We start from the raw sequence: 12,534 nt of genomic DNA, 5'->3' as shown, positions 1-12,534 counted from the left end.
AAAAAGTCATCTTTTGGTCTATAGAAAAATTTTCAAATTTTCTGAGAATACAAGTATAAAAGAGTAGCGCCCGGTAACACTGGTTACTGAGGTGATGAAACCATGAATGAACAAAACAAAAACCAAAATCACGAAGAATCTTCCAAAATCAAAATGGGAGAAAGAGCTTCACAGCCGTCTTCGTGGAAAAAGCTGTTGTCCAAAAGGTGGGTATATCCTGCAGCCTACATTGCCGCAGCAGCCATCATACTAACTCTTGTGTGGGTCTATCAGGATACCAGCACAAAATCACTGGAGCAGAATCCTGCCGCTCAAGGGACAGCTAACAGTGTGACGGATGATGTCGGTCTTAATGGGGAGCAGGAAAGTGTAGAAGTGGTCGCCCAGTCCGAGAACATGGTTTGGCCCGTGGCGAATGCTAACGAGGTAACGATTGTAAAGCCGTTTTTTGATGAAACTGCATCGGAGGACGAACAGGCTGCCGCGATGGTGGAATATGACCAAACCTTCACGGCCAATACAGGTATTGACCTGGCCCGCTCTGATGACGCGGTATTTGATGTAAAGGCTGCGTTGAGCGGTAAGGTAACCCGTGTAGAGCAGCATCCCCTGATGGGCAACATTGTTGAAATTACACATGATGATAATCTCAAAACCGTGTATCAAAGCCTTGACCAGGTGAAGGTCAAAGAGGGCGACCAAGTGAAGCAGGAGCAGGTTATTGCTTCGGCAGGCCGGAATGAAATGGAGAAGGCCCTGAACAACCATCTGCATTTCGAAGTTATTGAGGAAGGCAAGCCGGTAAATCCGACAACGCTGCTTCCGCAAAAATAATCATGCTCGTCCGAAGGCAGGGGGAACCGTCCCTCTGCCTTTTTTTTGTGCCTTCCAGGGGCTTTGTCTACATCCCGCAAGGAAATAATTAGGGCCACGGAAGCTTGTCACAGCGCCAAACCGAGCATATCTATCCCCGCCACTCATATAATGTACCAAACTATCCACAGTGGGGAGGCGGGAGTGTGCACGATTACATCAAGGAACGGACCATCAAAATTGGCCGCTGCATCGTAGAAACGAGACATACGGTCCGTACGATCGCCAAGGAGTTCGGTGTATCCAAGAGCACGGTGCATAAGGATTTGACCGAACGGCTGCCTGAAATCAATCCGGACCTTGCGGATCAGGTGAAGCATATTTTGGAATATCATAAATCCATCCGCCATCTGCGGGGAGGGGAAGCGACAAAAATTAAATACAAAAAAACGAACGATAGCACGCATGATGTTCTGGTATCCGGCAAGTCCTGAATTTTTGTAAGATTATACACACTTATCCATTGAATCCTTCCCCTGAAGTATGATATGTTAAAAGATGGTACAAGATCGAATTATGTCACGACACTCTTCAATATTGTACATAAATTTGCCGGTTCTTGTCACTTTTTAAAATATGACTTTGGGGGCTCTTTTATATGATTAGCAAGGATATCGGAATCGATCTGGGCACGGCGAACGTGCTGATACACGTGAAAGGAAGGGGGGTCGTATTAGACGAACCTTCTGTCGTTGCCATAGAGGGGGATACGAAGAGAGTCCTTGCTGTCGGAGAAGAAGCGCGCCGTATGGTCGGACGGACACCCGGCAACATTACGGCTATTCGCCCGCTGCGTGACGGGGTTATTGCAGACTTTGAAATTACGGAGTCCATGCTTAAATATTTTATCAACCGGGTTGGGGGAAAAAGCTGGTACAGCCGTCCCCGGATTTTGATCTGTGCGCCGACGAATATCACTTCGGTGGAGCAGAAGGCGATTCGTGAAGCGGCTGAACGAAGCGGAGCCAGGGAGGTTTTCCTGGAGGAAGAGCCCAAGGCGGCGGCGATCGGTGCAGGTATGGACATTTTCGAGCCGAGCGGAAATATGGTTGTAGACATCGGAGGCGGAACGACGGATGTTGCCGTGCTGTCGATGGGGGATATCGTAACGGCTTCATCGATTAAGATGGCGGGGGACAAGTTTGACGAAACCATTTCCAAGTTTGTTAAAGAAAAGTACAAGCTCCTGATCGGGGAGCGCACCGCCGAGGATATCAAAATTGCGATTGGAACCGTGCACCCGGACGGACGTCAGGCTGAAATGGACATTCGCGGACGTGATATGGTGTCAGGCCTTCCAAAGACGATTTCCATTTCCGCGCGCGAAGTGCAGGGGGCCTTGGAAGACCCGGTAAGCAGTATCATAACCGCGGCAAAGTCGGTGCTTGAGCGGACTCCGCCGGAATTGTCGGCAGACATCATTGATCGCGGTGTCATTCTCACCGGAGGCGGAGCGCTGCTCAGCGGATTGGATGAGCTGCTCTCGCAGCAGCTGCGAGTGCCTGTACTGGTGGCTGAAGATCCTATGCACTGTGTGGTTAAGGGGACGGGAATTATGCTGAATAACCTGGATCAGGTGGTTAAGAAAAGATTCTGATCTGCCGATATAGATAGTTAGACAAGTTCAATCCATGACGGATGCAGCACGGTGTGCTGCATTTTTAAAATAGATGAACCGAGGAGCTGAACCGCCAGTTATGCTGAGAGGACTTTACACTGCCGCCGCAGGTTTGATTACCCAGCAGCGCCGTCATGATACGGTCACACAAAATATTGCCAACATCAACACGCCCGGATACAAACAGGAGACAGCCGTGCAGCGTGCGTTCCCGGAAATGCTTATTGCCATGACAGGCGGTTATGCGGACAACCCTAACCGTACGGTAGGGCGTCTGAACATGGGCGTTTTTGCGGAGGAGAGCCTCTCCCCATACGTTCGGGGACTTATTACGCCAAGCGGAGAAACAACCGACTTTGCTATGGAGTCCAATATTATCGTGAACGACCCGGCAACAGGACAGCCAATGAACTTTGACTCCTCGGGCAAATATGTGGATGAGAACGGACAAGTTACGTACAGACCGGAGGCCTTCTTCATGGTACGGGATGAGGAAGGCAATATTCGTTATACACGGGACGGGCATTTTCGGGTGGACGGGGTCGGAACCCTTCGTACATCCGCAGGCTCTGAGGTGTTGGATGAAAATGGGGATCCTATTACCTTGACCGGATCGGTGAAAGATCTTAAAGTAAACGGACGGGGGCAGCTCCAAGGGCAGTTCCGTGAAGGTGATCAGCAGACAGAAATTACGCTTGGCATCAGCATTATCGACCAGCCTTATCAATTGGTTCGTGAAGGCAACGGCAATTTCAGGCTGGACACGCAAAGCGGCGCAACCGCAAGATTACTGCAGGGCGATGACGATGTGGAAATCAAGCAAGGCTACCTGGAGGGCTCCAATGTTGACGCCACCCAGTCCATGGTCGATATGATGGCTGCGCAACGCGCATATGAATCCAATCAAAGAGTCATTCAATTCTATGATGCAAGCCTTGACAAAGCTGTTAACCAGGTAGGACGGGTATAGGGGGAATCAAACCATGAATAACTCCATGATTGGCGCTATGGTGACGATGTCCGGTGTACAGAAGCGGCTGGACATGATTGCCGAAAATGTAGCGAATGTGAATACAGTAGGTTATAAAAGCAGGGATGCTTCCTTTGAGGACGTGCTGTCACGGGTTCAGCAGCAGCCTGAAGCCTTTCGTCAGACCGGGCGGGCGATGCCGCTTGGCTTTAATCTGGGTTTCGGGGTCAGGGCAGCAGCTATGAGTACAGATATGAAGCAGGGTTCGCTGAAGGAGACTGGCAACCCGACGGATTTGGCGATTGAAGGCAACGGGCTGTTCGCCATTGAGGTTAATGGCCAAAAGGCCTGGACACGGAATGGAAGCTTCAGCTTTACCCCTGACCCGCTGGGTACCGGTCTGTTGCTGACAACATCTGAGGGCCATGCCGTGCTCGACCGTGATGGTGTTCCGGTGACAGCTGCGTTGGGATCGAAGGTGGCGATTGACAAGCAAGGCAATCTGCTGGTTCGAGATCAGGGCAATGGTGATCCTTATGTGGCGCATCGGCTTCAGATTGTTGAACCTCAGCGTTCCGAAGGTCTCGTGCAGGGAGCTGACAATACGTTTGTTTTGGCTAATGGCGTCACCGAGGCTGATGTATTCGGGGCAGGAGCTGCAGCGGCTCCTGTGCCCGCGACGATTCGTCAAGGCTACCTTGAACAGTCCAATGTGGATTTGACGGATGAGATGACGGATATGATGCAAATTCAGCGGATGTTCCAGATGGCTTCACGGGCGCTCACTTCCAGCGACACGTTGATGGGTCTGGCCAACTCTCTGCGGGCATAGGCGGTAAAATGATGACAGAACAGAAAGAAACGGCAGCTGTACAAAAATCCGTATGGCGGATTGCCCGTCATTTTGTGATTCCGCTGCTTCTTGTCATTTCCCTGTTGGGGGGGATGATTGCCGGTTATGTTGTTGTGGGCAAGCACAGCCTCGAAGATGTGTTTAACATTGCTACATGGCGGCACGTGTTTGATCTGGTATTTGCCCCATAGCTTTCATCGGGTATTTTATTTTTTTGAAATCTAACCGTACGGCAGAAGCTGTGCGGTTTTTTTGGCATAGACAGGCTGAAATTCAAGCTGCAGCAGTATCTCAAAATGGTACTTGGGCGGAATTTTCTTTTTAGCCTCGGAAAATGTATAATGATGGGGGAGTTTTGCGCGTATTCGTGTCAAAAGGGCTTTTTCACGCCCCGTTCTGCTGGTTGGCGGAAAAAGCCCCTTATCTTAACCTTCACTTCTGCAGCAAGTGTAAGGATATTAATATGTATTACCACCTTGAGCTGTTTTTATGCAAAGGATATGGAGATGATCGTTATGGAAAATGTGCAGTTGGACATCAATCAGATTCAGGAAATTATTCCGCATCGTCCGCCGTTTTTGCTGGTAGACCGGATTGTTGAGCTGGAAGAAGGCAAGAAGGCGGTAGGCATCAAGAATGTCACCATGAATGAACCATTCTTTACAGGACATTTTCCTGGTTATCCGGTCATGCCGGGCGTACTGATTACAGAAGCGCTCGCTCAGGTCGGTGCTGTGGCTATTCTTAAGGTTGAAGCCAACCGCGGGAAAATCGGCTTTTTGGCCGGACTGGACAATTTCCGGTTTAGGGGACAGGTTGTGCCAGGAGACACTCTGCGGCTTGAAGTGGAAATTATCCGCCTCAAAGGCTCCATCGGTAAAGGCAAAGCAACCGCCAGCGTAGGCGATAAAGTCGTTGCCGAGGGTGAGATTATGTTCGCCCTGTCATGATACATAGGCAATCCCGATTCTAATCATAATAGTAGGAAGGGGAAATAACTTTATGTCACAATTGAGCTCACAAGCCATGGAGAGTATTGAGCGCTGGCTTCAGGATCCTGTAATCGATGAGGAGACGAAGCAGGAGCTGCGGGCTCTTGAAGGCAACGATAAGGAGCTTGAAGACCGTTTTTATAAAGAGCTGGAATTTGGCACCGGCGGCCTGCGGGGAGTTATTGGCGCAGGCAGCAACCGGATGAACCGTTATGTCGTTGGCCGGGCGACGCAGGGACTTGCGCGGTATATTTTGGAGGAGCATGGGGAGCGGGCAGGCAAGCCCTCTGCTGTGATTGCCCATGACTCCCGTCACTTTTCACCGGAATTCGCGCTGGAAGCCGCTCTGGTCCTTGCAGGCAACGGCATTGTAGCGAAGCTGTTTCCGTCGCTGCGTCCAACACCACAGCTGTCCTTCGCAGTCCGTCATTTGCAAGCGACCGGGGGCATTGTCGTTACGGCCAGTCATAACCCGCCTGAATATAACGGATATAAAGTGTATAACGAGGAGGGCGGCCAACTGGTGCCGGATCAGGCCGAGAAGGTGATCGGTTACATAAGGGAGGTTCCTTCCTTCTCTGATGTGCGCCGCATTTCACGCGAAGAAGCGGAGGCGCAAGGACTGCTTGTTTGGTTAGGTGAAGATGAGGATGCAGCCTTCATTAACGCAGTTGCCGAGGTCAGCGTCAACCACGAGCTGATTGCGAATGGTCCGGGAAAGGACTTCAAGCTGGTATATACCCCATTGCACGGCACGGGAAATCATCCCGTACGCCAGGTGCTGCAGAAGCTCGGATTCCAGCAGGTACATATTGTGCCGGAGCAGGAACAGCCTGACGCCGAATTCTCTACCGTAAAATCACCGAATCCGGAGGAGCGTGATGCCTTCAAGTTGGCCATTGAGCTTGGCGGAAAAATCGGGGCAGATCTGCTGCTCGGAACGGATCCGGATGCTGACCGCATGGGTGCAGTTGTTAAAAACAAGAGCGGTGAATATGTGGTGCTTTCCGGCAACCAGTCCGGCGCGATTATGGTATACTATTTGCTGAATCAGCTTAAAGAAGCAGGCAAGCTGCCCGAGAACGGGGCAGTGGTCAAAACGATTGTGACAAGCGAGATGGGGGCAGTCATTGCCGAGCATTTTGGCGCTGCTGTATTTAACACGCTTACAGGTTTCAAATATATCGGCGAACTGATGAACAAGTTCGATCAAACCGGAAGTCACACCTATCTGTTCGGTTACGAGGAGAGCTATGGATATCTCGCTGGCAACTATGCGCGTGACAAGGATGCCGTTCTGGCTGCGATGCTGATTGCTGAGGCCGCCGCCTATTACAGCACACAAGGAAAAACATTGTACGATGTCCTGGAGGAGTTGTATGAGAAGTTCGGATACTTCCAGGAAAGACTTGAGTCGCGGACCTTGAAGGGGAAAGACGGGCTTGAGAAAATCCAGTCCCTGATGACCCAGTGGCGTAATAACCAGGCCGATGAAATCGCAGGTGTGAAGGTCAAGGAAGTGCTGGATTACTCCAAAGGGCTGGATGGACTTCCGAAAGAGAATGTCCTCAAGTTCATGCTGGAGGACGGTTCATGGTTCTGCCTGCGTCCATCGGGAACAGAGCCGAAGATCAAGGTGTATTTTGCGGTACGCGGGTCATCCACTGCGGATGCTGAAGGTAAGATTACGCATCTGGTGGAAGCTGTTATGTCCCGTGTAGACGCTTAAGAATAAAAGCAGGAACGCATCGGTGACCTCTCACGGCAATGGGCAGCAAGCCGGGGGAGGTCATCTGCTTTTGAGCTGGAATTTCATGGTGAATCCGCCGTCGAGACTTGGCCTGAGCGGAAGTTCGTTTTACGGCGTGCAGTACAGACCGTTTGTATCGGAAAGCTCTGTGCCGTGTGCTGAATGATGAGGAGGTACTTTGGTGTATCAGAAATGGCAGTATTGGAATAACCGCGCGCGGAAATGGTTGTGGGCCGTGGTCGTAATCGGTCTGGTTGCGGCTGTACCGGTCATTAGCGACCGGCTGCAAACGGAGAGAACATCCAAATCAGTTGAATTTGTATTTGATTACCGTGATTTGACGGACGCCGCATCTTACCAGGCACGTCCCCAGGATTACCTGAACGAACAGCTAGACAAACTGAAGGAAGCGGGCGTCACTTCCATGGCGCTGTTTGAGAGCACTCTGAGTGATCTGGAAAAAGCCCGTCGTATGGTTACTTATAATGAAAAAGATATTTCCCGCATGACAGGACAGCCTGTACCGGGGAATCAAAATTTCACCTACGTTCAGTTCATGAACAAGGAAAGTGCGGATGCGTATACACCGATGATCAAAGAGACGTTCGGCAGTCTGGGCATTGCCGTAAATCCGTGGGGCTATGATGGCCAAAGCGGTCTTGTCATAGAAACCTCTCCGGAGGACGCTTCCCTGAAGCCGATGCAGCCGGACCCGATGGCCATGGCGATGCTCCGCTCCAAAGGCTTTATCATTATGCCGCGGATGACGGACAGCCTGCCGTACAACCAGCAGCTGGTGGAAAGCACGCTTGCCAATTTTGAAAAAAACGGGGTAAAGCGCATTCTGTTTGAAGGCGAGTCTGTCAAGGGCTTCCACGATGATGCCGATTTGAACAGTCTTTCCGCCTTTGCCGAGCTGCTGAACAAGCACGGTATCGGTGTTGCGGCGATCGAAGGTCTGAAAGCTCCGCAGCTTGGTTTTAACAAGCTTGCTTATTTGTTAGATTATAACGTGGTTCGTCTGCATTCGCTGAGCGAAGCCGATTCGTCGCTGGACGTTCAGACGATTGCGGACCGGTTTGTACTGGCGACCAAGGACAGAAATATACGGATTATATATTTAAATACGGTTCCTACCCGCAGTGTTGCCGAAGCGAAGGTCAAGGACTCCGTCGATAATCTGGTACACTCGCTGGCTGACCCGGGCAATGCCGTGCAGCGCATAGAGAATAACGGCTTTACGATTGGACAAGCCGAGCCTTTCCATGTAAGCGATTCTTCTATGCAGCGGTATTTTAAATTGGTGGCTGTTGCGGGTGCTGTCGCGCTGATCGCCATTATGATTTCCTATTTTCTGCCTGCATTGACGCTGGCTGCTTTTATTCTTGGCCTCATCGGCTGTGCTGGCTTATATGTGTTGAATTCCAGCCTGATGGAGCAGGCGCTCGCACTGGCTGTTGCGATCAGCGGTCCCACAGTGGCCACGGTGCTGGCTGTACGGAAAATAACGGCTCTTCACGATCAGAAGCCCGAACCTTCGACGGGAAGCCGTCTTGGCAAAACCGTGCTTCTGTATGTGCAGACTTCGATCCTGTCGCTGGCAGCCGTACCTTTTGTCATCGCATTGCTGAATAACATCAGCTACAGTCTGGTGCTCAATCAGTTCAGGGGAGTAAGCCTGCTACATTTTGTTCCAATTTTTCTGGTAGCGGTGTATTTGCTCTTCTATAGAGGAATTTCGCTTCAAACTGAAGTGCCGAAGCTGCTAAGGATGCCTATTACGGTATGGATGGTTGGCGCGTTGGTCATCCTGGCGGCGGCAGGTTATTATTACCTCTCCCGCACCGGAAACGCCGGCTCTGTATCTTCGTATGAGATGGCATTCCGTACGTTTATGGAGAATACGTTTGGCGTGAGACCACGCACCAAGGAATTCCTGATGGCACATCCGCTGTTTATTGTGGGGGCATTTGCGGCGATTAAATACCGCAAAGCGATTTATGTGATGATTATCGCTGTCATCGGGCAGCTGTCGATGGTGGATACGTTCGCCCATATTCATTCTCCGGTCCTTATTTCACTCGTTCGCGGGCTGCTTGGTCTGGGCATGGGGCTTATTTTCGGAATTATTGCGGCTGGCGTATGGCGGCTGCTGGAAGGAGCTTGGACAAGATGGTCTCCTCGGCTCCGAAAATTGTAATTTCCGGTTATTACGGCTTCCGCAACAGCGGGGATGAAGCTGTGCTGAAATCAATTTTAACGGCTCTGAAGGAAGAGGGAGAGCAAACCGGGTTAACCGTTGAGCCCATCGTCCTCTCTTCCGATCCCGCGTGGACCACAAAAATGTATGGCGTACGTGCGGTACACCGGATGCGCCTGAAGGAGGTCCGAGCGGCTATTCGTGAAAGCTCGGGTGTCATCAGCGGCGGGGGAAGCCTGCTGCAGGATGCCACAAGCCCCAAATCCATACCTTATTATCTCGCCATCTTGAAGCTGGCACAGTGGGCTGGTAAGCCGACATTTGTCTATGCGCAGGGAATTGGTCCGGTGCAGCGCAAATGGTTTTACCCTTTGATTAAGTCTGTTTTCAACCGTTGTAATTATATATCGGTGCGGGATGAGCAGTCGGCGGGGCTGCTGACTGCCATGGGGATACAACGTTCCTCCGTGCACGTCGTCCCGGACCCCGTAATGGGGCTTCCGCTGCCCGCGAATGCAGATTCCGGGCCCAATGGAGTGTCTCCTGCTGACATGCCGGTTATCGGCATCTCGGTGCGTTATTGGGACAAGGAAAGAAGAGAGCTGAAGGCCATTGCCGACGGCTTGCGCAAGTTAAGTGCCAAGCGGCCCGTACATCTGCGCTTTCTGCCTTTTCACCTGCCTGATGACGTGCAGGCCTCCCAATATGTACTTGAACAATTGGGCGATGTGGACTCCAATGGAAGCAGTATGAGTATGGAGCGGGAGATTACAGACCCACAGCAAATGCTTCTGGAGGTCAGCAAATGTGATCTTATTATCGGCATGCGGCTGCACAGTCTTATCTATGCCGCTTCCAGAGAGGTACCGCTGCTCGGCATATCTTATGATCCGAAGATTAATCATTTTCTGAGCCGGATCGGAAGCGAGCCGGTCGGTTCATCAGATACGCTTAACGGAGACAAGCTTGCGGCAGAAGCGGCTGAGCTGCTCGATAAGCGCGAAGCATGGCGGGGCAAACGGGCCGCCGCTATTCAAGCCCTGCGGCAGGAAGCCCGTCTGCCTGCACGGCAAATTATCGAATATTTGAGTCGTAAAGGATGATTGAAATTGAAGCAGCAGCAAACAGTTCCGACGGTCCCGATCTTTGGAATCCCGGTATCAAGGCTCAACATGCAGCAGACGGTAGCGTGGCTGACGGAGGCTGTGGATTCTGGCAGACCCCATCAGATTATTACAGCCAATCCCATTATGGTCATGAAAGCTCTGGAAGAGCCTGCTTACATGAAGGTGATGCTGGGCGGGGAACTGCTCGTGCCTGACGGCACCGGCGTTGTCTGGGCTGCAAACGTGGCGGGTATGCCCGTGGCCGAGCGTGTGCCCGGATTTGACCTGATGCACGAATTGTTCAAGGTGGGTGAAACCCGCGGCTGGAAAGTGTACCTGCTCGGCTCCGCTTCAGAAGTGATTCAGGCCACGGCCGCCAGGATAAAGGAGCTTTATCCCGGAATTGTGATATGCGGGATAAGGGATGGATTTTTCGGGCCGGATCAGGATGATGAGGTGATCGGGGCCATACGGGAGGCTAAAGCTGATCTGCTGTTCGTAGCACGCGGAGCGGACACGCAGGAGCCATGGATCGCCAGGCATAAAGAACGCTTGGGCGTGCCAGTGATGATGGGCGTAGGCGGCAGCTTTGACGTCATTTCCGGAAAAACGAAGCGTGCGCCGGCTGTCTTTCAAAAACTGCGGCTCGAATGGTTTTACCGTCTGTTGAAAGAGCCCAGCCGGTATAAAAGGATGCTTGCGCTGCCAAAATTCGCAGTGAAAGTGCTGCGTGCAAGAGAAAACGTGACAAAAATGGGCTGATAAGCTGAAATTTGACGTAAAAACAGCCTAAATTGCCATAAAATAAAGGTTGGTATTTATTTTTGATCGGAGTATAATTCAATGCGGTTGGATCATTTTCACCAAATCTTCACATGGTAAAGGTAACGGTGAAAAAGATTCACGTTAAAAATGGGGGTCGAATGATCAAATGTTGCCGATCTATATCATTGGTTTTATCGCAGCACTGGCACTGGCTTTAGCCTTGACGCCGCTTGTAAAAAAATTCGCTGTCAAGGTGGGGGCCGTTGATGTGCCAAACGCCCGTAAAGTTCATACCAGAATTATGCCTCGCCTGGGCGGGTTGGGAATATTTCTGGCATTTGTTTTAACGACGCTGGTGCTGCTGCCGTTCATACCGGAAGGGGTACTGACATCACGGGACATTAACTTCATTACTGCCTTTTTAATCGGTGGAACCATGATTGTTACCATCGGTGCACTGGATGACCGCTTCGATCTGAATGCCAAGCTCAAATTTTTGGTACAAATCGCTATCGCTTGTATCGTTGTTTTCGGATTTAATATTCGCGTTGATTTTGTGGATATTCCGTTTATGGATGCCTATTCGTCACTGGAGACCTGGATTTCCGTTCCGCTGACCATTCTCTGGATTGTCGGCGTAACGAATGCGATTAATCTGATTGATGGACTGGACGGGCTTGCAGCCGGTGTATCCGGCATTGCTATCGGTACCATTTTTGTGATGTCCATGCTGATGGGCAATGTGCCTGTCGCTTTGCTGTGTCTGGTGCTGCTGGGCAGCATTATCGGATTTTTATTTTTCAACTTTCATCCTGCCAAAATTTTTATGGGAGATACAGGCTCACTGTTTCTGGGCTTCTGCCTGGCAATGCTGTCACTCCTTGGATATAAACAGATCGCGGTTGTGTCCTTTATTACCCCGCTGATCATCATCGGCGTCCCGTTGTCGGATACCTTCTTTGCCATCGTACGCCGCAAGCTGCAGAAGAAGCCGATTTTCTCTCCTGACAAAGGACATTTGCATCACTGTCTGCGTGAACTTGGTTTCAGCCACAGACAAACTGTGCTGATTATTTACGGCATTGCCGCTTTCTTTGGTGTGCTGGCTGTCATTCAGACGTCGGCTGCGATGGCTGAAGCCAACTGGGTTACCTTTGTTGTCATCTGTATCATGATGTTCTTCATGCAGATTGGAGCGGAAGTGATCGGGCTCGTCGGCAAAACAAAAAAGCCGATTATAAATCTGCTGCTTCGTCTTCGGGTGAAGCCGGATCAATCTCGTTCGAAATTGTAAGATTCGACTCCGCTTAAAGCCAGTACATTTTTAGCCTAAAAATTATAAGCTGAAAAACAGCCCTTAAGCTCCGGATTAACGGAGTTTAAGGGCTGTATTTATTTGTTTTCTTG

General features: G+C 50.9%; 12 protein-coding genes. All 12 read left to right on the top strand.

From position 1 onward, the window contains the following. Positions 1-102: 102 nt before the first annotated feature. Complete coding sequence (gene spoIIQ, locus ACE41H_RS08175) at positions 103-834, top strand: stage II sporulation protein SpoIIQ (protein WP_375354655.1); 732 nt, start codon at positions 103-105, stop codon at positions 832-834. A gap of 185 nt (positions 835-1,019) precedes the next feature. Then, positions 1,020-1,307: a sporulation transcriptional regulator SpoIIID gene (gene spoIIID / locus ACE41H_RS08170; protein ID WP_375354654.1), complete on the top strand. Its 288-nt coding sequence runs from the start codon at positions 1,020-1,022 to the stop codon at positions 1,305-1,307. Between the two features lie 164 nt (positions 1,308-1,471). Further along, positions 1,472-2,470 carry a rod shape-determining protein gene (locus tag ACE41H_RS08165; RefSeq protein WP_375354653.1) on the top strand — a complete coding sequence of 333 codons (999 nt, stop codon included), beginning with the start codon at positions 1,472-1,474 and terminating at the stop codon, positions 2,468-2,470. 100 nt (positions 2,471-2,570) lie between these two features. Further along, positions 2,571-3,461, top strand: a complete 891-nt coding sequence (locus ACE41H_RS08160; protein ID WP_375354651.1) for a flagellar hook-basal body protein — start codon at positions 2,571-2,573, stop codon at positions 3,459-3,461. A gap of 13 nt (positions 3,462-3,474) precedes the next feature. Further along, positions 3,475-4,293 carry a flagellar hook-basal body protein gene (locus tag ACE41H_RS08155; RefSeq protein ID WP_375354650.1) on the top strand — a complete coding sequence of 273 codons (819 nt, stop codon included), beginning with the start codon at positions 3,475-3,477 and terminating at the stop codon, positions 4,291-4,293. Positions 4,294-4,301: 8 nt separating this feature from the next. Continuing rightward, entirely contained in the window at positions 4,302-4,505 is a 204-nt protein-coding gene (locus ACE41H_RS08150) for a DNA-directed RNA polymerase subunit beta (protein ID WP_375354649.1), read from the top strand. Between the two features lie 324 nt (positions 4,506-4,829). Next, positions 4,830-5,264, top strand: coding sequence for a 3-hydroxyacyl-ACP dehydratase FabZ (gene fabZ, locus ACE41H_RS08145; RefSeq protein ID WP_375354647.1), 435 nt, complete (start codon positions 4,830-4,832; stop codon positions 5,262-5,264). 52 nt (positions 5,265-5,316) lie between these two features. Beyond that, positions 5,317-7,035, top strand: a complete 1,719-nt coding sequence (locus ACE41H_RS08140; RefSeq protein WP_375354646.1) for a phospho-sugar mutase — start codon at positions 5,317-5,319, stop codon at positions 7,033-7,035. 202 nt (positions 7,036-7,237) lie between these two features. Then, complete coding sequence (locus tag ACE41H_RS08135) at positions 7,238-9,256, top strand: DUF5693 family protein (RefSeq protein WP_375354645.1); 2,019 nt, start codon at positions 7,238-7,240, stop codon at positions 9,254-9,256. Further along, complete coding sequence (gene csaB, locus ACE41H_RS08130; RefSeq protein WP_375354644.1) at positions 9,229-10,359, top strand: polysaccharide pyruvyl transferase CsaB; 1,131 nt, start codon at positions 9,229-9,231, stop codon at positions 10,357-10,359. The genes ACE41H_RS08135 and csaB overlap by 28 nt, the downstream gene beginning before the upstream one ends. 6 nt (positions 10,360-10,365) lie before the next feature. Beyond that, positions 10,366-11,124: a WecB/TagA/CpsF family glycosyltransferase gene (locus ACE41H_RS08125; protein WP_375354642.1), complete on the top strand. Its 759-nt coding sequence runs from the start codon at positions 10,366-10,368 to the stop codon at positions 11,122-11,124. A gap of 169 nt (positions 11,125-11,293) precedes the next feature. Continuing rightward, positions 11,294-12,421: a glycosyltransferase family 4 protein gene (locus ACE41H_RS08120; RefSeq protein WP_375354641.1), complete on the top strand. Its 1,128-nt coding sequence runs from the start codon at positions 11,294-11,296 to the stop codon at positions 12,419-12,421. Positions 12,422-12,534: the final 113 nt, after the last annotated feature.

Origin of the sequence: Paenibacillus enshidis, from assembly GCF_042136365.1 — a bacterium.
GTDB lineage: Bacteria > Bacillota > Bacilli > Paenibacillales > Paenibacillaceae > Paenibacillus > Paenibacillus enshidis.
The sequence above is the reverse complement of the archived record's forward strand: the minus strand, read 5'-3'. Positions and strand labels throughout refer to the sequence as shown.